Here is a 20,877-nt window from a genome sequence, read left to right as displayed (position 1 = left end):
GCCCGGCGACATTGTCGACCAGCGCTACGAACCCCCACCCGGGCAGGTCCCGCCCGGCGGCGTCAGCGCCGACCGCGCCGAGCTGATCACGATGTCCACCCCGGTCAGCAGCCGCACGTGCAGGGCGTTCACCCGGATCCCGGTCCCGTAGGGCACCTGCTCGTTGACCACCACGCTCGCCACCAGCGGGATGGTGATCGCCAGGTTCGGCGGCGGGTTCACCACCGGCACGCCCGCGACCCGCAGCGCCCCGATCGTCGCCGTGCCGGTGGCGGTCACCGCGCCCGTTCCGGACGAGGCCGTTACCGCCGTCGCCTCAATGAGGTCCGCGGTGATCAGGCCACTGAGCAGCGAGACGCCGGTCGTCCGGGCCGAGGCCGACGCCGTGCGGCGACCGAGGGCGTCCTCGACACCGGACGCGCTGGTCGTCAGCACGCCCAACGTGCCGGTCGGGACCGGGGTGTCGAGCAGCGCGTCGGTGTCCGTCGCCGGAGCGGCGGAGCACGTCACGTCCGAGGCCCCGAGCGGGCCGACGGTGATCACCTTGGCGCCGTAGGCGTGCGCGTCGAAGACGTAGGCGGGCGGGACGAACCTGACGGCCGCGCACGCGGGAGCGTCCAGGCCCAGCACCGTGGGCACGCAGGTGCGGTAGGTGCCCGCCGTGGCGGCGGTGACCGGGATCGTCACCGAGCACGACACCTGGCCCGCGGTGAGCGAACCGGTGACGGTCAGACCTGCCACGGTCCCGGCGCAGTCGGTGGTCGCCGGTGCCGTGGCGGTGAGCCCCGCGGGCAGCGCGGCGGTGAAGGACCAGCCGTTCTTGACCGCCAGCTCGGTGGTGTTGGTGACCGTGAACGTCAGCGTCGCGGTCGACCCGACCGGCACGGGCGAGGCGGTGGCCACCAGGTCCAACGCCGGGGTGACGTCGAGCAACCGCACCTTGTCGAGGGCGAAGTCGTTGCCGGTGCCGCTGCCCTGGGCGTTCACCAGCTCCAGACCCACCGCAGACCCGGCGAACAGCACCGGCGCGTCGCTCTCCGCGCGACCGACCCGGGCACCGCCGATGGTCGTGTCGTACTGGTTGCACGGGTCGATGGCCGAGCTGAACGTGGGAACCCGGGTCACGCCGTCGAGGAGGTAGAACTGGAGCAGCGGGTGGGCGACCTGGCAGCTGATCGCGGCGGTGTCGACGCCGAAGGTCAGGAACCGGTTGCCGGTGGCCAACGGGATCGGCGCCAGCGAGCGCAGCTCGGTCTTGTTCGCCCCCGGGTTGCCCGCGGTGTAGGCGGTGACGGCGTGGTTGGCCTCCGGGTCGGCGCCCGCGAACTGGCCCAGCGCCGCCGCCAGGTTCCGCATCGTGGGCCACAGCGAGGCCGCGCACCCGGACGGCGCCGTAACCTGCTGCCGCGCGGCCAGGTAGCCGTTGCACGCGGTGAGCCAGGCCGGGTCGGCGGTGTAGGTCTGGCTCACCGGCGGGGCGCCGGTGTAGGCGTCGACCAGGACCGGGGTGGCACCTTGGCCGTTCTCGAAGTCCTCGGCGAACACCGCCACCGGGTCGCGCGGCACGCCGGGCGCGGCGGCGGCGGGTTGACCCATCACGACCAGGGACGCCCCGGCGATCGCGACGACCGGGAGCAGTGCGGAGAGTCTGCGCATGCGAAGCTCCTCCTCAGCGGCCCGGGACTCGGGCCAGGGGGAGCATCGCGGAGGACCGGTGTCGCGTTCACCGACCGTGCCCGACTCTGACCGGTCGGCCGCACAGGTTCACCCCGCCGGTGAACGCGCGCGACCCAGCGGTGCGCGCACCGCTGGGTCGGGTCACTCGATCAGCGGCTTCAGGAACCGCCGCCGCCCGCGAAGCGGATCGACGCGCAGGTCGCGGGCGGGGTCAGCCCGACCAGGTTGGAGAAGTCGGCCGCGCAGGTCGTGTACCGGCCCGCGACCGAGCTGGTCACCGACACGGTCACCGTGCACGCGACCTGGCCCGGGTCCAGGTTGCCGCTGGCGGTGACGGCCCGGGTGTTGGCCACCGCGGTGACCGTACCGCCGGGGCAGGTGGTGCTGGCCGGGGTGTCGGTGAGCCGGACGTTGGCGGGCACGTTCAGGCTGAAGGTGAACGCCACCGCGCCCAGGGTATCGGAGTTCGTGGCGGTGAAGACCAGCGACTGCCGGGTGTTCACCGGGACCAGGGCGGCGCCGTAGGCGACGCCGAGGCCGGGGTCCACGGCGGCCGCGGCGGGAACGGCGGTGGCCGCGGTGAGCGCGGCGGCCACGGCGGCGACGGCGAGGAGCTTGCGCATGGGAGAAATCCCCTCAGTGGGTGTCCGGGACCGCCCCACGGTAACGCCGCACGCCGTACAATGTTCGTCTCAGACCGACAATGACCTGCGATTTCACCCAACAGTGGAGGGTCTGTCGTCACCCGTTCGAGCGACGACAGACCCCCGTGCTCACATGTTGATCATGTGCCCGGCCAGCCCGTGCAGGGCCTCCTTGACCGCCTCGCCGAGCGTCGGGTGCGCGTGCACGTTGCGCGCCAGCTCGTGCACCGTCAGGTCCCACTGCTGGGCCAGGGTCAGCTCGGGCAGCAGCTCGGTGACCTCGGGCCCGATCAGGTGCCCGCCGACCAGCTCGCCGTGCTCCTTGTCGCTGATCAGCTTCACGAAGCCGACCGGGTCGCCCAGCCCGTGCGCCTTGGCGTTGGCGGTGAACGGGAACTTCGCGACCTGGACGTCGTAGCCCTTCTCCCGCGCCTGCGCCTCGGTGTAGCCGAAGCTGGCGATCTGCGGCTGGCAGTAGGTCGCCCGCGGGATCATCGCGTAGTCCAGCTCCATGGTCTCCGCGCCCGCGAGCGTCTCGGCCGCGATGACGCCCATCGACTCCGCGGCGTGCGCCAGCATCAGCTTGGCGGTGACGTCGCCGATGGCGTAGATGTGCTCGACCGAGGTGCGGCAGCGGCCGTCGATGTCGATCGCGCCGCGCTCGGTGAGCCGGACGCCGGTGTTCTCCAGGCCGTAGCCCTCCACCCGGGGCGCGAAGCCGATCGCCTGCAGCACCTTGTCGGTCTCGATGACCTCCTGCTGGTCACCCTTGGACACGGTGACCCTCACCTTGGCGCCGGAGTCATCGATCGACTCCACGCGGGTCCCGGTGCGCACCTCGACGCCCAGCCGCTTGTACCGGCGGGCCAGCTCCTTGGAGACCTCTTCGTCCTCCAGCGGCACGATCCGGTCGAGGAACTCGACGATGGTGACCTTGACGCCGTAGTTGTGCAGCACGTAGGCGAACTCGACGCCGATGGCGCCCGCCCCGGCGATCACGATGCTCTCCGGCAGCTCGTCGGAGAGGATCTGCTCCTCGTAGGTGACCACGCGCTCGGACAGCGAGGTGCCCGGCAGCAGCCGAGTGGTCGCGCCCGCGGCGATGATCGCGTTGTCGAAGGTGACGGTCTCGGTGCCGCCGTCGGTCAGCGCGACCTCGAGGGTGTTCGCGTCGGTGAACTTGCCCCACCCGTTGAGCTGGGTGATGCCGTTCTTCTTCATCAGGTAGTGCACACCCTTGACGCGGCCCTCGGCCACGGTGCGGCTGCGCTGGTAGGCGATCCCGTAGTCGAGGCTGATCGAGCCGTCGACCTGGATGCCGAACGTCTTGGTCTCGTGGGTGAGGATGTGCGCCAGCTCGGCGTTGCGCAGGAGCGCCTTGGACGGGATGCAGCCCACGTTGAGGCAAACACCGCCCCAGTAGCGCTCCTCGATGACCGCGACCGACTTGCCGAGCTGGGCCGCCCGGATCGCGGCGACGTACCCGCCCGGACCGGCGCCGAGGACCACGACGTCGAAGTGTGTGCTCATGGCCCCCACGATAGTTGCGCCGGGTCAGCGCCGGCCGACCTCCACCCGGAGCCTGCCGAGGGTGATCCGGTCGTCACCGGGAAGGCTCAGCCGCACGTTCGCGGTCTCCCCGCGCTCCACCACGGCGGCGATCTCGCGCACCGCCTCGGGGCTGGTCAGCTCGCCAGCGGTGACCCGGCGGGTGCGGACCCCGGTCGGCTCGGACACCCGGCCCGGGCCCACCAGGACCAGCGAGCGCACGATGTCGGGGAACTCGGCCACGATCCGCGCCGCCACGTCCCGCAATGAGGTGTGCGCGACCAGGTGGGTGCGGATGTTGCGGTCCGCCAACGTCTCCAGCACGTCCTCGACCCGGTCGAGGGACTCCACGCCATCGGGCACGGCGCACCAGGCGATTTGGTAGCACTGCTCCAGCGGCTGCCAGGCGATGGGCAACTCGGCCGGTCTGGTTTCCGAGGGCGCCAACACCACGACGGCGGGCCCGTAGTCGAGTCCCCGCCACAATGGCGCCGCGGTCACCGTGATTCGGCTCAGCTGTCGCACATCCGCCTCCCGAGTCCAATTCGCCCCAGAGGGGGATACCCGGGTCAGGTGGTTTCAATCACTCGTTGGCGCAGATCACACCACTGTCAGTCGCCGCGCTCCAACGCTGTCAGTCGCCCTGCTCCAGCACCGCGAAGTTCAGCTGCCCGTCGGCGTCCTGCGCCACGTCGAGCACCTTGTCCGACAACAGCTCCGCCGCGCCCGGCTCGAGGAACACCTGGGCGCCCGCGCTCGCCGTGACGACCTCGTCGCCGTCGACCGGCTCGGGCGCCAGCGCCACCGCGAGCGGGGTGTCCGACACCTCCGGGGTCACCAGGGTGAACCGCAGCCCGCCCTGCTCGGAGATCCCGTCCTGCGCCGTGAGCGCGCTGATCGCGTCGGCCGCCGCCTCAGTCACCGCCAGCATGTCCGGCCCCTTTCCGTGTCACCTGCCCGTGCGGCTTGCGCGTCCACCGTAGGGGCCGTGCGCACGCCCCGCCGGGTGGGAGGCGGACCCTGCCTTGTGGTGCCGCCGGCGTGATCTTTAGAGTGCTCCGGTAGCGGTTGAGCAAGCAGCCGCAGCACGCCGGGGGCGACACCACCTGTCACCGCCCGGCACTCGCGGGAAGCGAGGAGGCTGCGTGCTGCCCTACCCCGCCGGATGACGGCGCGGTTGCTCTCGCGTCCTCCTCGCCAGCGCGGACACCCCCCGGATCTCGTTTCAGGGGGCCGACGAGTTGGACGCGGACCGGGAGGAACCGTCATGGGCAGCGCGGTGCGGAGACCGCCGGGGCGGGCCGGAGGGCGCCGGTGAGCCTGGACCCGAACCCGCGGGTCGCCAAGTTGCAGTCCGAGTTGGATGGTCTGCGGCGCGCGCTGCGCACCCGTGCCACCATCGAGCAGGCGATGGGTGTGCTCGTGGTGCTGCGGCGCTGCTCGCCGAAGGAGGCCTTCGACGCGCTCGTGCGACTGTCGCAGCAGTACAACACCAAGCTCCACCGGGTGGCGCACCTGGTGGTCGGCATGTTCACCGAACCCGCCGTTGAGCCGCTGGACGCCTACCTGCGGCGCAACACCGCGGCCGAGGAGCACGACGGCGACCCGGGCGCCGAGCCGATGCGGCTGGACGAGGCGCTGCTCGACGCGGCGCGCGCGCTGGCCGCGGCGGAGGGTGAACCGGCGGAGCTCGAACGGGCGGTGTACGACCTGTACCGGGTCCTGGTCGAACAGGGCTGGGTGCCGCCGTACGAGGTGCTCGGACCGATCGCGGACGGGCAGCGCCCGCGGTAGCCGGGCCAGGCGAGAGGAGGCGTGAGATGGGAGCCACCCGAACGCGCAGGTGTCCGGCGGGCCGATCCGGGGTACGTGGTGGGCATGACCGGAACCCCGCGCCGATGACCGAGAGCGACGACCTCGGTACCGGGGGCGAGCACGCCCCCGACTTCCCGCCCGTCGGCGAGCGCGTCGAGCTCCGGGTCCCCGCCAGTCTGGCGAACCTGCCGGTCGTGCGGTCGGTGGCGGGCACCCTCGCCACGCTGCTCGACCAGGACCTCGACGCCGTCTCCGACCTCATCCTGGCGGTGGACGAGGTGTGCTCGACGCTGATCGGGCTGGCGGTACCGGGCGCGACGGTGGACTGCGTGTTCGGCGTCGGTGGTCCGCGGGTCTCGTTCGAGGCGTCGGTGGACGCCCGCCCGGGGGCGGTGCCGGACACGAGCTCGTTCGGTTGGCAGGTCCTCACGACGCTGACCCAGCACGTGGGCTGCGAGGTCCGGCCGGGGCCGGGGGGCAGTCACAGCGTGTGCATCTCGATCGTGCGCGGCCGGACGGCGGGCACCGGGTGAGCACGGGCGCGCAGACGACATCCGGGCACGAGTACAGCCACCTGGCACCGCTCTTCGTCGAGCTGGTCGGGCTGCCCGAGGACGACGGGCGGCGCGAGGCCGTGCGGGACAAGCTGGTCACCGGCCACCTGCCGCTGGCCGAGCACATCGCCATGCGCTTCGCCCACCGCGGCGTGGCCAGGGAGGACCTGTCCCAGGTGGCCACGGTCGGGCTGATCCACGCCGTCGACCGGTTCGACCCCTCCCGTGGTATCGACTTCCTGTCTTTCGCCGTCCCCACCATCATGGGTGAGGTCCGCCGGTACTTCCGCGACACGGCCTGGTCGGTGCGGGTGCCGCGCAGGCTCAAAGAGCTGCACCTCACCATTAGCGCCGCCAGCAACGAGCTGTCCCAGCGGCTGGGGCGGGCGCCGACGCCGAGCGAGATCGCCACCCACCTGGACATGAGCCGGGAGGAGGTCTACGAGGGCTTGGAGGCCGGGCAGGTGTACCAGTCGGTGTCCCTGGACGAGGCGCTGTCCTCGGGTGACCCCGACTCCGACCAGCTGGCCGACACCCTGGGTGAGGACGACTCGGCGCTGCTGGGCATCGAGGACCACGAGTCGCTGCGCCCGCTGATCGAGCGGCTCCCGGAGCGCGAGCGGCGCATCCTGATGCTGCGGTTCTTCAAGAACATGACCCAGACCCAGATCGCCGAGAAGATCGGCGTCTCGCAGATGCACGTGTCCAGGCTGCTGGCCCGCACCCTGGAGACGCTGCGTGCGGGTTTGGTCACCGAGGACAGCTGAACAGCGCCCAACTGGGTCGGATGGTCCACACTGGAGCCGACGACGGCACCCGGGAGGACGACGTGGCGCGACCGATCTGGCACGGAGCGATCAACTTCGGCCTCGTGACGGTGCCGGTGGACATGTTCGGGGCCACCGAGGACCACACCATCAGCTTCCGCCAGTTCGAGCGGGGCACCTCCGACCGGATCCGCTACAAGCGGGTCAACGAGCGCACCGGCGAAGAGGTGGCGTACTCCGACATCGTCAAGGGCGCCGAGATCGGCGGTGGCGAGTACGTGATCATCGAGCCGGAGGAGCTGGACGAGATCGCCCCCGGCCGCTCCCGCACGATCGACATCTCGTCGTTCGTGGGCCTCGACGAGATCGACCCGATCCACTTCCAGAAGACGTACTGGCTGGCCCCGTCGAAGGAGGAGTACGGCAAGGCCTACGGCCTGCTCCTGCAAGCGATGCGGAAGACCAACCGCGCGGGCATCGCCACGTTCGTGATGCGCGGCAAGGAATACCTCACCGCGGTGCGGGCGGGCGACGACGACCTGCTGATCCTCACGACGATGCTGTTCGCCGAGGACATCCGCGACCCGGCCAAGGAGCTCAAGTCACTCCCGGAGATCACCCCGGCCCGCGGCAAGGAGCTCGACATGGCCGTGAGCCTCATCGACTCCATGGTCGAGGACTGGAACCCCTCGGACTACCACGACACCTACACCCAGCGGGTCGAGCAGCTGATCGAGGACAAGAAGGAAGGCCGCGAGGTCGTGGCGGGCGAGGAGCCCAGCACCCCGACCAAGGTGGTCGACCTGTTCGACGCCCTGAGCAAGAGCGTGGAGAGCCGCAAGAAGCGCCGCTCCTCGGCTCCCGAGCAGGAGCAGGACCTGTCGAGCCTCTCCAAGGCGGACCTGGACAAGATGGCGCGGGAGTTGGACGTCAAGGGCCGCTCCAAGATGACCCGCGACGAACTGGAGAAGGCCGTGTCCGCCGCCGCCCGCCCCAGCAAAGCCTCCTGATGTGCCCCGACTGCCGGGATGGCCTCTACCACTGCCATGGCACTTTGCTGGTGGACCTGCCCGAGTGCACCGACCCCGACTGCACGGACCCGTCACCGCTCATCCACACCCTGGTGATCGAGGTAGGCCGCCCGATCCGCCGCGTCGCGGCGTAGCCTCTTAACGGATGGCTCGCATGTTCGTAAAAGTGAATGAGTCAGCCCACACCTCGCGGCAAAGCCGCTTGTCAAGAAGTGTACTCCCCGCGCGAGCGGGGCTGTTCCGCTGCTGCGCCGCAGGCCAGTCCAGGCTCAGGGAACGCCGAACCGCCGCAGTAGGTACAGCTAGCCTTCACACGATCAGGTGACCGGGTGGGCTGGGAAGGCTTGCGGGGCCGGAATTGTCGGTGGGGGCCTGGACGATGGGCGTGTGTCCGAGTTCGAGATCCACCACAACGACCCCAGTCGGTTCTGGGGGTCGGTTGGGCCGCGGCTGGTTGAGGAGATGGCCGCGGTCGTGGCGCGCATGCGTGCTGATCACGCGCGGATGTTGGAGTTGGTGGCTGAGGCTGATCGGGCCAGCATCCACCGGCTGGCGGGGTATTCCTCGCCCGCGGCGCTGGTCTCGGCGGTCACCAGGGTCAGTCCGAAGCAGGCCAAGCGGTGGGTGGTGCAGGCCGAGGCGGTGTCCTCTGGCGTCACGCCCACTGGGCACGTGACGCCGCCGACGTTGCCTGGCACGGCTGCGGCACTCGCGGACGCGGCGATCGACGGGGAGCACGTCGAGGTCATCGTCCGCGCGATCGGTGCCTTGCCGCACTGGGTTGATTCGGTGGCGCGAGCGGAGTTCGAAGCCGCGCTTGCCGGGCATGCCCGCGGTGCCACGCCGGTCGAGCTCCGGGTGCGTGCGGAGCGGATGCTGATGGTGCTCGACCAAGACGGTCCACAGCCCGGCGACGCTCCCCTGCCCGAGCAGCCCAACTACCTGTCGTGGCGGCGGCGCCGTGACGGGCGGGTGCAGGGGCGGTTCGAGCTGTGCCCGGTCGACGGTGCCCGGTTCGAAGCCCTGATCGGTCCCCTGGCCGCACCCCGGACCAGCGACGGCACCACTGACCTCCGCAGCCAGACCGAGCGGGCCGGGGACGCCCTTGCCGAGGTCATCGACCTGGCGCTGTCCGCGCCCGACCTGCCCACCGAGGCCGGGGAACGGCCGCACCTCGCGGTCACCGTCGCCCTGGCCGATCTCGAATCCGGACTCCGGCGCGCGCTGATCGACCACGGCGGCACGTTGACCGCCTCGCAGGCCCGGTTGCTGGCCTGCGACGCGAAGATCATCCCGCACGTCCTCGGCGGCGCGGGCCTGCCGCTCGACGTGGGACGGGCGCGGTACACAGTGCCGCCACACCTGCGGCGGGCGCTGATCCTGCGGGATCGCGGTTGCGCGTTCCCCGACTGCGACCGCCGTCCCCGGGCCTGCGCCGCCCACCACGTCCAACACTGGGCACGCGGCGGCCCGACGGCGCTCGGCAACCTGGTCCTGCTCTGCCCGAGACATCACCGACTGATCCACAACAGTGAGTGGCAAGTCCGGATCACCACAAGCGGCAGACCGGAGTTCACCGCACCCGCCTACCTTGCCCACCACCGACATCCACCCTCATCGCACCCACCACCCCCGGCCGCAGCTGCCGGGTGACACTCGCCCAGCTTGGCCGGGACGGGATGATTTCGGGTGGGTGTCGGCGCGTGGGTGCCCCGGTCCGCTGGGACTGGGCCGGGGCACCTCACGAGCCACACGTGCTACGCCGTGAGCTGACTGGTGCGGATCGCGGTCAGGAAGGCGTGGCCCTGGGATGCCGACAGCTCCAGCACGGGTCCCGTGGTGTTCTTCGAGTCCCGCACGCCGAAGAGGTCCTCGGCGTGCGCGATCTCGACGCAGGCACCGTTCTCGCCGCCGCTGAAGCTGGACTTGCGCCAAGCCAGTTCGACGCAGGCGCCATTCTGGCCGCCGCTGAAGCTGGACTTGCGGAAGTCCGCGTCAGCCCAGGCAGTCTGACTTTCGTTGGTCATGGTTTCACCTCCTTCATCGCCTTCCTGATGATCGCACGGGTGGCCTTGGGGTCAGCCGCCATGGAGTGCAGCCTGGTCAAGGCCCGCCTGTACTCGACGATCTCGCTGGCCTTCTCGAAGTACTTGCCACCGGTCAGCAGCTCGACGAAGACGACTCCCAGATCCTCATCCATGCCCGGAGGGAACTTCATCATCGTGAAGGTGCTGCCGTCTTGCGCAGGAGTCGATCCCGCGCTGAACGGGAGAATCTGGATGTCGATCCTGGGCCGCTGCGAGAGGTCCAGTAGGTGTTGGAGCTGGGCGCGCATGGTGTCCGAGCTACCACGCTGCCGGTAGAGGACAGACTCGTCCATCACGGTCGAGACGTGGACGGGATTAGCCCGGCGGTCGAGGATGTGCTGCCGCTGCATGCGGATGTCGACCAGCGCCTGCACCTGTTCATCAGTCAGGTCTGGATTGCCTCGGATCACCGCTTCGGCGTAGTCGCGGGTTTGGAAGAGGCCGCGCACGACCACGCTGTCGAAGCTGGCCAGTTCGATGGCGCCCTCCTCCAGGCCCAGGAACAGGTCGAACCAGGCCGGGACCTTCCCGGACAGGGCCTTCCACCAGTTGGCCTTCCTGGCGGCCTCCAGCATCTCCATCATGAACGGGATGCGGTCGCCCTTGCCGTAGAAGTCGAGCAGGAGCTCCAGGTCCGGCGCTGGTGGCAGTCGGTCGGTCTCGATGTTGCTGATGTGGGCGGTGGTCCGGCGCAACCGGGTGGCGGCCTCGCCCTGCTTGAGGCCAGCCTCGTCGCGCCAGCGCCTGAGCGAGAGGTTGATCATGCGCTTGAACAGCGTGGGGCTGCCTGCTTGCAGGGACCTGGGGAGTTCGACGTCGTTCACGGGACACACCCTCTCGGATTCGCAGCGCTTCGTGGGATGGAATCACCCCATCGGGGGGATGGTTTCATCTTGACACTGTTGAATCCACGGGTCAAATTTAGCCCATGGGAGGCATCATGGTCACATCCTGCCCGGCCATCGGCTCGGGCTCTTACCTGCTCACCCGCGATCGAGACGCTTACGCGAAGCGGTTCGGGTGGTCCGTGCGTGTCGACGGCGCGCGGTTGGTCGTTGACGTCGGCGCTGACCTGGACATGTTGGTGCTACCGCGTTCGTTGCACCAACCAGTCCAGGTAGAGCTAGCGCTTGCGTTGTTGCGGCTGCCCTGCCTTGACACTGGGCGTGGGCCGGTGGTCGCGGTCACCACTCTGTCCCTTTCAGACAGTTTGCAGCTTCGCGATGACGTCCGCTTGGCCGGTGTGCGGGTGGTGCCGCGGCACAGCACGGTAGTGCTACCGGGGTTGAGCGCCGAAACGAACCCGGATGGGTTGCGGTGGCGCGATGTCCCGCGGCACGCGCGGGATTTGCCGCCGTGGGCGGCGGTCGTGGGCACGGTCAGACGCGTGCTCGACCGGGGGCGTGGCGCGTGGTGAGCCCGGGCGCCGCGGCGACCGCCGTTCAGATCAGGTGGGGTCGGAGCAGTTACTACCGCAGGCGTGTTCACCTGACGCCGCAGGGGATGTCGGTGGGGTTCTGTGGGATGCCGTTGGACCGCGTGGATGACAGGAGGCCGGTCGGGGTGTTGTGCCCGGAGTGCGCACTGGGGTTCGTCAACGTGGCGTTCCCGCAGCCGTTCCCGCAGCCCGGCGGTGGCCGATGAGCGGGCCACCGCCGGAGACCGCGTTCGTGCTGGGAAACCTGGTGGACGTGGTCGTCTACGCGCGCACCCTGCAGGAGCAGGCGCGCACGGGGACGTTGACCCACGAGGCGGTCGAGCGGTTCCGGCGGGCCTGCACGCTCAGCGCGGACGCGTGCCGGTGGATCGCCGAGAACCCGGGCGATCCACTGAGCATCGCGGGCTAGCGGGTCAGCAGAACGGGACGCTGCCGTTCTCGGACCAGAACGAGGTTGAGCCGCCGTAGCCGTTGAGGATCAGGGTGAGCGGGCCTCTTGTGGTCAGGGGGTAGCCGCTGAGGTTGAGGGTCACCCTGGTGCCCGCAGGGATGGGGGCGGGGTTCGTCAACGCCACTTTGTGGGTGTTGATGGGTGTCGACTGGATCACGGCGGGAGTCGCCGAGACCGCGTACTGCGGGTTGATCGGTGACGCGGCGGCCCACGAGGAGGTCCAGGTGCTGCCCGCGGGGATGTCGCCGCCGGTCGCGGTGATCGTGAACGTAGGGTTGCTGTTGGCGCACACGGGCTTCAGCACCGCCGTGTCGGCCGAAGCCGAAGCCGACACGGCACAGGTCAGCGCCAGGGTGGTGGCCGCGATCGCGCAGATCGTTCGCACGCGGTGGTTTCTCACGTCAGGCTGTCCTTTGTGGTCATCAGCAGGTGGGCCAGTCGTCGAAGGCGCGGCCCACGCTGCCGCCGTAGCCCTGGAGGTAGAGGCGCAGCAGGCTCTTGTTGGTGAGCGGGTATCCGCGCGGTTCGATCACGACGCGGGTGCCCGCGGGGATCGGGTTGGGGTTGGTCACGCTGACCTTGGCGACGGCGAGCCGCGTGTAGGTGAACAACGGCGGGTCGGACACGATGCCGTACTGCTCGGGGAACTGGGTCGCGGCCGACCAGCCCGAGGTCCACTGGCTGCCCGCCGGGATGTCGCCACCGGTGGCGGTCACGGTGAAGGAGTACCAGCCGTGGTAGCAGGTGCTGCCGAGGACGGCGTTGTCGGCCGCCGCCGCGGGTGCGGTGGCGCAGGTGATCGCGGCGCAAGCGGCCACGGCGAGCGCGGTTCTGCTGGTGTAGCGCATCTTTCGTCCTCCCCCGAGGTGATTTCCCTGAGCCTAAGCGGGAAACCGGGCGCGGGAATCGGCCGACGGGGTGACGCCTGGTTTTCCTTGGCGCTCAAGGGAAACCAGGCGTCGGCCGATCAGCGGAGCGCGCTGGTCCCGTCGGCGCTCAGCACTGCGGCCAGTCGCCGTTCTCGACGTCGAAGTGGGCGCTGGTGTAGCCGCCGTAGCCGTTGAGCTGCAGGCTGAGACCCGACGGGCCGCTGAGCGGGTAGCCGCTGAGGGTGAGGGTGACCCCGCTGCCCGCGGGGATCGCGGCCGGGTTGGTCAGGGTGACGGTCGCCTTGTGCGAGGTCTTGGTCACCTGGACGATCCCGGGCACCGGGCGGACGTCGTACTGGTCGCCCCACATCATCGAGCCGGAGTAGGACGAGGTCCACTGGCTGCCCGCCGGGATCGGACCGCCGACCGCGACGATGTCGAAGGCGAACCAGCCGCCGTAGCAGGAGTTGCTGAGCACGGCGGTGGCCGCCGAAGCCGTGGGCGCGCTCGCGATCACCAGCGCCGCGCACGCCGCCGCCGCTGCCGCCGCCTTCATGGTTGTCCGCATCAGTTGTCCCCTCACCGAGTCCGCCGCTTGTCCTCGCCGTTGGGTCGCCCCAGGGCGAATCACGTTCGCTCAGCGTAGGAGACGTTGCCGCGCAACAGAATCGGCTGCCGGTGTGACGGCCGTTCGGCCGTGCGGTGATCAGGAGACCACGGCGCCGCGGCCCGGCGCGGGGTGCTCGCCGGGATGTCGCGGTGTCGAAACGGCTGAGCGGGTGGTCCCCGAGCGGGCGGCGGGACCCGCTTGCCGGATCAGCACTCGATGACGTTGAGGGCTAGGCCGCCACGGGCGGTTTCCTTGTACTTGGTGTGCATGTCGGCGCCGGTTTCGCGCATGGTCTTGATGACCTTGTCGAGGTGGACCACGTGGGTGCCGTCGCCGCGCAGGGCGATTCGGGAGGCGTTGATGGCCTTGGTGCTGCCCACGGCGTTGCGCTCGATGCAGGGGATCTGGACCAGGCCGCCGACGGGGTCACACGTCAGGCCGAGGTGGTGCTCCAGGCCGATCTCGGCGGCGTTCTCCACCTGCGCGACGGTGCCGCCGCGCACCGCCGTCAGGCCTGCGGCGGCCATGGCGCAGGCGGAGCCGACCTCGCCCTGGCAGCCGACCTCGGCGCCGGAGATGGAGCCGGTTTCCTTCAGCACCACGCCGATGGCGGCCGCGGTCAGCATGAACTCGATGACGCCGTCCTCGGTGCCCTTGAGGAAACGTGTGTAGTAGTGCAGCACGGCCGGGATGATGCCCGCGGCGCCGTTGGTCGGCGCTGTGACGACGCGGCCACCGGAGGCGTTCTCCTCGTTGACGGCCAGGGCGTAGAGGCTGACCCAGTCCATCACGTACAGCGGGTCGTCGGCGCCGTCCTCGGCCAAGAGCTTCTCGTGCAAGGACTTCGCGCGGCGGGGGACCTTGAGGCCGCCGGGCAGGATGCCGTCCTGCTCGCAGCCGCGGGCGACGCAGTCCTGCATGACCTGCCAGATCGCCAGCAGGCCCGCGCGGATCTCGGGCTCGGTGCGCCACACCAACTCGTTGCGCAGCATGACCTCGGCGATGTTCAGGCCGCTGGACTCGCAGTGCGCCAACAGGTCCGTGGCGGTGCGGAACGGGAACGGGACCGGGGTGGTGTCCGCGGAGATGACCGGGCCGTCGGTGGAGTTCTCGTCGAGGACGAAGCCGCCGCCGACCGAGTAGTACGTGCGGTGGGCCAGTTCCACGCCCTCGGCGTCCCAGGCGGTGAAGGTCATGCCGTTGGGGTGCAACGGCAACGACTTGCGGCGGTGCATCACGAGGTCGTCGTCCTCGTTGAAGGCGATCTCGTGCGAGCCGAGCACCCGGAGGCGGTGCGAGGCGCGGATGTCGGCGACCCGCTGGGGCACGGTGTCGGTGTCGACGTCCTCGGGCCGCTCCCCCGCCAGCCCGAGCAGCACCGCCTTGTCGCTGCCGTGCCCGTGGCCGGTGGCGCCGAGCGAGCCGAACAGCTCCGCGCGCACCCGCGCCGTGGTGTCCAGCAGGCCGCGTTCGCGCAGCCCTTCGACGAACATCAGGGCGGCGCGCATCGGGCCCACCGTGTGCGAGCTGGACGGGCCGATGCCGATGCTGAACAGGTCGAAGACGCTGACCGCCACGACGTACCTCACTTTCCGCAGGTGACCGGCCGCCGGGCCGCCGCGCCGGATCCCGGCGCGGCGGCCGACGACCAGTCGGCTAGCCCAGCTCCGGGTAGAGCGGGCGGCGCTCGACCAGGGCCGCCACGCGATCGCGCAGCGCGGCACTGGTCTGCTCGTCGAAGTCGCGCCGGAGCGCGACCGCGATGATGTCGGCGACCTCGGCGAAGTCCTCGACGTCGAAGCCCCGGGTGGCCAGGGCGGGGGTGCCGATGCGCAGCCCGGAGGTGACCATCGGCGGGCGCGGGTCGAACGGGACCGCGTTGCGGTTGACCGTGATGCCCACCGAGTGCAGCCGGTCCTCGGCCTGCTGGCCGTCGAGCTCGGAACCGACCAGGTCGACCAGCACCAGGTGCACGTCGGTGCCACCGCTGGCGACCTTCACCCCGGCCTCGGCGCAGTCCGGCGCCGACAACCGGTCGGCCAGGACCCGGGCGCCCTCGAGGACCCGCCGCTGCCGCTCGGCGAACTCCTCGGTGGCGGCGATCTTGAACGCGACCGCCTTGGCGGCGATCACGTGCTCGAGCGGACCGCCCTGCTGACCCGGGAACACCGCCGAGTTGACCTTCTTGGCCAGCGCCTTGGTGCTCAGGATGACACCGCCGCGCGGACCGCCGAGGGTCTTGTGCGTGGTGGTGGTGACCAGGTGCGCGTGCGGCACCGGGTTCGGGTGCAGCCCCGCGGCCACCAGGCCCGCGAAGTGCGCCATGTCGACCATCAGCAGCGCGTCCACCGCGTCCGCGATGCGGCGGAACTCGGCGAAGTCGAGCTGGCGGGGGTAGGCCGACCAGCCCGCGATGATCAGCTTCGGCTTGTGCTCCACGGCCAGCCGCTCGACCTCGGCCATGTCGACGATCCCGGTCTCCTTGGAGACCTGGTAGGCGACGACCTTGTACAGCTTGCCGGAGAAATTGATCTTCATGCCGTGCGTGAGGTGGCCGCCGTGGGCCAGGTCCAGCCCGAGGATCGTGTCGCCCGGGTTGAGCACCGACACCATCGCCGCGGCGTTGGCCTGCGCGCCCGAGTGCGGCTGCACGTTGGCGTGCTCGGCGCCGAAGAGCTCCTTGACCCGGTCGATCGCCAGCTGCTCGATGACGTCGACGTGCTCGCAGCCGCCGTAGTAGCGGCGGCCGGGGTAGCCCTCGGCGTACTTGTTGGTCAGCACCGAGCCCTGCGCCTCGAGCACGCCCACCGGGGCGAAGTTCTCCGAGGCGATCATCTCCAGGGTGGACTGCTGGCGGTGCAGCTCGGCGGCGACCGCGGCGGCGACCTCGGGGTCGACCTCGGCGAGCGACTGTCCGAACGTGCTCATCTCAGCCCTCTTCCTTGGTCAGCTCGGCGTAGGCGGCCGCGTCGAGCAGCTCCGGCTCGCCGTCGGTGCGGAACCGGAACAGCCAGCCGTCGCCGAACGGGTCGGTGTTGACCAGCTCCGGGCTGTCCACGACCGCCTCGTTGATCTCCACGACCTCGCCGTCGGCCGGGGCGTAGAGGTCGGAGACGGACTTGGTGGACTCGATCTCGCCGCACGGCTCGCCCGCGGTGATCTTGGCGCCGACCTCGGGGAGCTGGACGTAGACGACGTCACCGAGCGCGTCGGCGGCGTACTTGGTCACACCGACCGTGGCGGTGCCCTCGGCGAGGTCGACCCACTCGTGCTCGGCGGTGTAACCGAGGTTCTCCGGGTTGCTCATCTGCTTCTCGATCTCCTGATCAGGCGGGACGCTGGTAGAAGGGCAGCTTGACGACCTCGACCGGGGCCACCGTGCCGCGGATGTCGACCGACAGCGCGGTGCCCGGCTCGCTCACCGCGACCGGTACGTACGCCATGGCGATCGGGTGGCCGAGAGTGGGCGAGAGGGCGCCGCTGGTGACCGTACCGACCTCGGTGCCGGTGCCGTCGACCACGGAGTACCCGTGTCGGGGGGCGCGCTTGCCACTGCCGACGAGACCGACCAGGACCTTGGTCTCCACATCGGCGTCGCGGCGGCGCTCCAGCGCCGCGCGGCCGACGAAGTCGCCGGGCTTGTCGAACTTGACGACCCGGCCCAGACCGGCGTCGAACGGGGTGAAGTCGGCGGTCAGCTCGTTGCCGTAGAGCGGCATCCCCGCCTCCAGCCGCAGCGTGTCGCGGCAGGCCAGGCCCGCGGGCAGCAGGCCGTGCTCCTGGCCCGCCTCGGTGAGGACCCGCCAGACCTCGGGCGCGTGCGCGCCGTCCACATAGACCTCGAAGCCGTCCTCACCGGTGTAGCCGGTGCGCGCCAACAGGATCTCGTGCCCGGCCAGGGTGGCGGGCACGCTGGCGTAGTAGGCCAGCGACTCCAGGTCGGCGCCGGTGACCGCGCCGATGATCGCCGCGGAGGTGGGGCCCTGGACCGCGATCAGCGCCAACTCGGCGGAGCGGTCGGCGACCTCGACGTCGAAACCGGCCGCGCGCTCGCGCAGCGCGGCGGCGACGGTGGCCGCGTTGGACGCGTTGGCCACCACCATGTACTTGTCGGCCGCGAGTCGGTACACGACCAGATCATCGAGCACGCCGCCGCTCTCGTCGCAAATCATCGTATAGCGGGCCTTGCCCGGCTTGACCGCGGAGAGCTTGCCGACCAGCGCGAAGTTCAGCGCCTCGGCGGCCTGCGGGCCGGTCAGCTCGATCTCGCCCATGTGGCTGAGGTCGAACAGGCCGGACGCGGTGCGCACCGCCTTGTGCTCGGCCAGCTCGCTGCCGTAGCGCAGCGGCATCGCCCAGCCCGCGAAGTCCGTGAACGAGGCACCGAGGGCCTCGTGCACCGCGTGCAGGGGTGAGGGTGTGCTCATGGAAGTCGGGTCTCCTTCGGCGCGCTGGGCGTGTTTCGCGCAGCCTGACACGCCGGGCACGCGTGGCGCAGCGTGACCGGTCGGGCGGTGGATGGTTGAGCGAATTGTGGATGGACAGGGATCATGGGAGCTCCTGGGAATGCCTGGATGGACGTATCCAGTGCGCGGAACTCCCCCTCTGTCATGGCACCTGAGAGCTTCACCGCAGAGCGGCTTGCACCGTGGGTGAGGCGCCGAGATCGCGCCTGCTTTCCAGAGTGGCCTGGCGTGGAACGGTAGCTGTACCTGAGAGATTGGCGGGGAGATTGCTCCTTCGGTGCCCCGACTCCGCGTCGAGGGCTCTCCCGTTCCGGCTCATGCGGCCCGATATTCGGTTGTGGGGCCGACCCTAGCCGAGGCGGAACCCGAAAGGAAGTTCGAGCCGGTGGGCGGCGAGCAGCTCCTCGTCGGCGAGCAGCTCGCGGGTGGGCCCGTCGGCGACGATGACACCGTCGTCGATGAGCACTGAGCGCGGGCACAGTTGCAGCGCGTAAGGGAGGTCGTGGGTGACCATCAGCATCGTGCGCCCGAGTGTCAGCAGCACCTCGGCCAGCTCGCGGCGGGCCCGGGGCTCCAGGTTGGCCGAGGGCTCGTCGAGCACCAGGATCTCCGGGTCGCAGGCGAGCACCGTGGCCAGGGCGATCCGACGGCGCTGGCCGCCGGAGAGGTGCATGGGCGAGCGGTCGGCGTGCTCGGCCATGCCGACGTCGGCTAGCGCGCGGGCGACGCGGGCGTCCAAATCCGACCCGCGCACGCCGAAGTTCGCCGGTCCGAACGCGACGTCCTCACGCACCGTGGGCATGAAGAGCTGGTCGTCGGGGTCTTGGAAGACGATGCCCACCCGTCGGCGGATCTCGCGCAGGTTCGGTTTCACCACCGGCAGACCGGCGACCTCGACAACGCCCTGACCGGACAGCACTCCGTTGAGGTGCAGCACCAGAGTGGTCTTACCCGCGCCGTTGGGCCCGAGAACGGCGACCCGCTCCCCCGCGGCCACCTGGAGGTCGACGCCGTAGAGGGCCTGGTGGCCATCCGGGTAGGCGAACGCGAGGCGTTCGACCTTCAGCGCGGGCGGCGGCGTGGCGGTGTCGATCTCGACGGCGTGCGGCATCACGGCCACAGTGCCACCCCCAGCACCACGGCGGCCAACCCGGGCAGGGCCAGACCGGACAGCCACGCGATCCCCCGCGCGGGGGTGCTGTGGTCGGGCATCGCGCCGACCCAGCCGCGCGAGACCATCGCCAGGTGCACGCGCTCGCCGCGCTCGTAGCTGCGGATGAACAACGTGCCAACCCCGCGCGCGGTCGCGCCCGCCTGCCACAGGAAGCGCGGGTCGTGGCCGCGGCTGATCCGGGCGAGCCGCATCCGGCGGGCCTCGGCGGCGATGACCTCCAGGTAGCGCAGCATCAGGGTGGCGATGGTGACGACCATGGTGGGCACGCGCAGGCGTTGCAGGCCCACGATCAGCTCGCCCGGGGAGGTGGTCGCGGCCAGGGTGAGCGAGGTCAGCACACCGAGGGTGCCCTTGACCAGGATGTTCCAGCCGGTCAGCAGCCCGTGCTCGGACACCGCGACGCCCAGCACGTGGACCTCCGGTCCCCCCGCGATGAACGGCAGGACGAAGGTCAGGACGACGAACGGCGCCTCGATGAGCGCGCGCTTGGCCAGCCACCCGGGTGGGATGCGCGCGACCACCCAGATCGCGCTCAGCAGGACCAGGTAGAGGCCGAACGCCCAGTACTGGTCGCGCGGTGTGGACACCACGCACAGCGCGGTGGCGATCGCGGCGACGATCTTGACCTGCGCGGGCAACCGGTGCACCGGGGTGTCACCGGGCCGGTGCAGCGGGTGAGAGTGCCCCGCGCTCACGTGGTGGGTCGCCTGCGCAAGAGCCAGAAGAGCCCACCGGCCAGCGTGACGGTGACGACGACACCGATAACGCCCGCCAGGCCCGTAGTGCTCTCGTTGCCGTCTACCGCGTAGTCGGCGAGCGGGCTCCCCGCGAGGGGGTGGGCTTTCGCGTTCTGGGCGATGCAGGTGCCCTGGAGGCTCTCCCCCTGGTCCGAGGTGACCACCTGGCACCCGGTCTGGGTGGCGTGGTCGAGGCCGTCGGGGTTCGGGTCGGCGAAGTAGGAGACAACACCGGCCAGGACCAGGGCCACCGCCAGGAAGGCGAGCAGGAAGCCGGTGTTGCGCTTGGTCGTGGTGGTCATGCCGGGCTCTCCTCGCGCAGCTCGAGCGGGCGGCGGGTACCGCGCAGCAGGTAGACGAGGTCGGGTCGGGTGGCGGCGACCGCGCCGACGGTGAGCGCGGTGATCACGCCCTCGCCGATGCCGATGAGCACGTGCACGCCGACGATCGTGGTGGTGACCCCGCCGAGGAACTGCGGGTCGCCGCCGATCGCGTACTCCAGGACGAAGCCCAGCGAGGCGACCACGGTGTTGACCAGGGCCGCGACGAAGGCGACCGCGATCAGCCCCGGTTTGCTCGCGGCGAACCGCTTGAGCGCGGTGGCCACCAGGAACCCGGCCGCGGTGCCGATCAGGGCCATGTTGGTGATGTTGGCGCCGAGCGCGGTCAGGCCGCCGTCGGAGAAGACGAGGGCCTGCACGACCAGCACGATCGACACGCACAGCGCGCCGACCCACGGCCCGACCAGGATCGAGGCGAGCGCGCCGCCGAGCAGGTGGCCGCTGACCCCGGACAGCACCGGGAAGTTCAGCATCTGGGTGGCGAAGACGAACGCCGCGACCAGCCCCGCCATCGGCGCGGTGCGGTCGTCGAGGTCGTTGCGCGCGCGGGCCGCGGCGAACGCCACGCCAACGACCGCCACCCCGATGAAGATCACCGACGTCTTGGTATCGATCAAGCCGTCGCTCATGTGCATGGCGACCGAGGTCGTCATCGGCGCACCTCCTGC

24 protein-coding genes and 1 riboswitch are annotated in these 20,877 nt (G+C 70.5%); of the genes, 6 read left to right on the top strand and 18 right to left on the bottom strand.

Features of this window, described 5'->3' with window-relative positions; translation table 11 throughout:
• Window positions 1–24 precede the first annotated feature (24 nt).
• From QSK30_RS15475 to QSK30_RS15455, 5 genes are all read right to left on the bottom strand, one after another.
• Window positions 25–1,656 carry a choice-of-anchor P family protein gene (locus QSK30_RS15475; RefSeq protein WP_285503434.1) on the bottom strand — a complete coding sequence of 544 codons (1,632 nt, stop codon included), beginning with the start codon at window positions 1,654–1,656 and terminating at the stop codon, window positions 25–27.
• A 179-nt stretch (window positions 1,657–1,835) separates the two neighbouring features.
• Window positions 1,836–2,300 carry a DUF7933 domain-containing protein gene (locus QSK30_RS15470; protein WP_285503433.1) on the bottom strand — a complete coding sequence of 155 codons (465 nt, stop codon included), beginning with the start codon at window positions 2,298–2,300 and terminating at the stop codon, window positions 1,836–1,838.
• A gap of 150 nt (window positions 2,301–2,450) precedes the next feature.
• Window positions 2,451–3,851 (bottom strand): dihydrolipoyl dehydrogenase, encoded by a 1,401-nt coding sequence (gene lpdA, locus QSK30_RS15465; protein ID WP_285503432.1) that lies wholly within the window; start codon window positions 3,849–3,851, stop codon window positions 2,451–2,453.
• 24 nt (window positions 3,852–3,875) lie between these two features.
• A complete protein-coding gene (locus QSK30_RS15460; RefSeq protein WP_285503431.1) occupies window positions 3,876–4,394 on the bottom strand; it encodes a hypothetical protein in 519 nt (172 codons plus the stop codon).
• Window positions 4,395–4,503: 109 nt separating this feature from the next.
• Entirely contained in the window at window positions 4,504–4,800 is a 297-nt protein-coding gene (locus QSK30_RS15455; RefSeq protein ID WP_285503430.1) for an iron-sulfur cluster biosynthesis protein, read from the bottom strand.
• 383 nt (window positions 4,801–5,183) lie between these two features.
• Between QSK30_RS15455 and QSK30_RS15450 the strand changes: the two genes are divergently transcribed.
• The 5 genes from QSK30_RS15450 (at window position 5,184) to QSK30_RS15430 (ending at window position 9,689) form a co-directional block, all read left to right on the top strand.
• Window positions 5,184–5,663, top strand: a complete 480-nt coding sequence (locus tag QSK30_RS15450; RefSeq protein ID WP_285503429.1) for an ANTAR domain-containing protein — start codon at window positions 5,184–5,186, stop codon at window positions 5,661–5,663.
• Between the two features lie 104 nt (window positions 5,664–5,767).
• Window positions 5,768–6,217: a hypothetical protein gene (locus QSK30_RS15445; RefSeq protein WP_285503427.1), complete on the top strand. Its 450-nt coding sequence runs from the start codon at window positions 5,768–5,770 to the stop codon at window positions 6,215–6,217.
• On the top strand, window positions 6,214–7,005 hold the full coding sequence (locus tag QSK30_RS15440) for a SigB/SigF/SigG family RNA polymerase sigma factor (RefSeq protein WP_285503425.1): 792 nt from the start codon (window positions 6,214–6,216) through the stop codon (window positions 7,003–7,005). Before QSK30_RS15445 ends, QSK30_RS15440 begins: the two co-directional genes overlap by 4 nt.
• 62 nt (window positions 7,006–7,067) lie before the next feature.
• The gene (gene ku, locus QSK30_RS15435) at window positions 7,068–8,015 is read left to right on the top strand and encodes a non-homologous end joining protein Ku (RefSeq protein ID WP_285503449.1); all 948 of its coding nucleotides are present in this window, start codon (window positions 7,068–7,070) and stop codon (window positions 8,013–8,015) included.
• Between the two features lie 408 nt (window positions 8,016–8,423).
• Window positions 8,424–9,689, top strand: a complete 1,266-nt coding sequence (locus tag QSK30_RS15430; RefSeq protein WP_285503423.1) for an HNH endonuclease signature motif containing protein — start codon at window positions 8,424–8,426, stop codon at window positions 9,687–9,689.
• A 104-nt stretch (window positions 9,690–9,793) separates the two neighbouring features.
• Here QSK30_RS15430 and QSK30_RS15425 read toward each other — a convergent pair whose 3' ends face one another.
• Together QSK30_RS15425 and QSK30_RS15420 are read right to left on the bottom strand one after the other, a co-directional pair.
• Window positions 9,794–10,063, bottom strand: a complete 270-nt coding sequence (locus QSK30_RS15425; RefSeq protein WP_285503422.1) for a DUF397 domain-containing protein — start codon at window positions 10,061–10,063, stop codon at window positions 9,794–9,796.
• Window positions 10,060–10,947, bottom strand: a complete 888-nt coding sequence (locus QSK30_RS15420; RefSeq protein ID WP_285503421.1) for a helix-turn-helix domain-containing protein — start codon at window positions 10,945–10,947, stop codon at window positions 10,060–10,062. Before QSK30_RS15420 ends, QSK30_RS15425 begins: the two co-directional genes overlap by 4 nt.
• 816 nt (window positions 10,948–11,763) lie before the next feature.
• Between QSK30_RS15420 and QSK30_RS15415 the strand changes: the two genes are divergently transcribed.
• On the top strand, window positions 11,764–11,970 hold the full coding sequence (locus tag QSK30_RS15415; protein ID WP_285503419.1) for a hypothetical protein: 207 nt from the start codon (window positions 11,764–11,766) through the stop codon (window positions 11,968–11,970).
• A gap of 4 nt (window positions 11,971–11,974) precedes the next feature.
• On the opposite strand, the gene QSK30_RS15410 is transcribed toward QSK30_RS15415, so the two are convergent.
• The 11 genes from QSK30_RS15410 to QSK30_RS15360 form a co-directional block, all read right to left on the bottom strand.
• Window positions 11,975–12,412, bottom strand: a complete 438-nt coding sequence (locus QSK30_RS15410) for a hypothetical protein (RefSeq protein ID WP_285503417.1) — start codon at window positions 12,410–12,412, stop codon at window positions 11,975–11,977.
• A gap of 22 nt (window positions 12,413–12,434) precedes the next feature.
• Window positions 12,435–12,860 carry a hypothetical protein gene (locus tag QSK30_RS15405; RefSeq protein ID WP_285503415.1) on the bottom strand — a complete coding sequence of 142 codons (426 nt, stop codon included), beginning with the start codon at window positions 12,858–12,860 and terminating at the stop codon, window positions 12,435–12,437.
• Between the two features lie 148 nt (window positions 12,861–13,008).
• Window positions 13,009–13,449 (bottom strand): hypothetical protein, encoded by a 441-nt coding sequence (locus QSK30_RS15400; RefSeq protein ID WP_285503414.1) that lies wholly within the window; start codon window positions 13,447–13,449, stop codon window positions 13,009–13,011.
• Window positions 13,450–13,697: 248 nt separating this feature from the next.
• Complete coding sequence (locus QSK30_RS15395) at window positions 13,698–15,068, bottom strand: L-serine ammonia-lyase (protein WP_285503447.1); 1,371 nt, start codon at window positions 15,066–15,068, stop codon at window positions 13,698–13,700.
• Window positions 15,069–15,147: 79 nt separating this feature from the next.
• A complete protein-coding gene (glyA, locus tag QSK30_RS15390) occupies window positions 15,148–16,419 on the bottom strand; it encodes a serine hydroxymethyltransferase (RefSeq protein WP_285503413.1) in 1,272 nt (423 codons plus the stop codon).
• 1 nt (window position 16,420) lies between these two features.
• Window positions 16,421–16,798: a glycine cleavage system protein GcvH gene (gene gcvH, locus QSK30_RS15385; protein WP_285503411.1), complete on the bottom strand. Its 378-nt coding sequence runs from the start codon at window positions 16,796–16,798 to the stop codon at window positions 16,421–16,423.
• 19 nt (window positions 16,799–16,817) lie between these two features.
• Window positions 16,818–17,918: a glycine cleavage system aminomethyltransferase GcvT gene (gene gcvT, locus QSK30_RS15380; protein WP_285503410.1), complete on the bottom strand. Its 1,101-nt coding sequence runs from the start codon at window positions 17,916–17,918 to the stop codon at window positions 16,818–16,820.
• A gap of 263 nt (window positions 17,919–18,181) precedes the next feature.
• Window positions 18,182–18,275: riboswitch (glycine riboswitch) on the bottom strand.
• Window positions 18,276–18,306: 31 nt separating this feature from the next.
• Window positions 18,307–19,068 (bottom strand): energy-coupling factor ABC transporter ATP-binding protein, encoded by a 762-nt coding sequence (locus QSK30_RS15375; RefSeq protein WP_285503408.1) that lies wholly within the window; start codon window positions 19,066–19,068, stop codon window positions 18,307–18,309.
• Window positions 19,068–19,826, bottom strand: a complete 759-nt coding sequence (gene cbiQ, locus QSK30_RS15370; RefSeq protein ID WP_285503407.1) for a cobalt ECF transporter T component CbiQ — start codon at window positions 19,824–19,826, stop codon at window positions 19,068–19,070. The genes QSK30_RS15375 and cbiQ overlap by 1 nt, the downstream gene beginning before the upstream one ends.
• Window positions 19,823–20,170: a PDGLE domain-containing protein gene (locus QSK30_RS15365; RefSeq protein ID WP_285503406.1), complete on the bottom strand. Its 348-nt coding sequence runs from the start codon at window positions 20,168–20,170 to the stop codon at window positions 19,823–19,825. Before QSK30_RS15365 ends, cbiQ begins: the two co-directional genes overlap by 4 nt.
• On the bottom strand, window positions 20,167–20,862 hold the full coding sequence (locus tag QSK30_RS15360) for an energy-coupling factor ABC transporter permease (protein ID WP_285503405.1): 696 nt from the start codon (window positions 20,860–20,862) through the stop codon (window positions 20,167–20,169). Before QSK30_RS15360 ends, QSK30_RS15365 begins: the two co-directional genes overlap by 4 nt.
• Between the last annotated feature and the right edge of the window lie 15 nt (window positions 20,863–20,877).

This window comes from Actinokineospora sp. NBRC 105648, assembly GCF_030269645.1.
Classification (GTDB): Bacteria; Actinomycetota; Actinomycetes; order Mycobacteriales; family Pseudonocardiaceae; genus Actinokineospora.
Note: the sequence above shows the minus strand (reverse complement) of the source record. Positions and strands in the feature narration are given on the sequence as shown.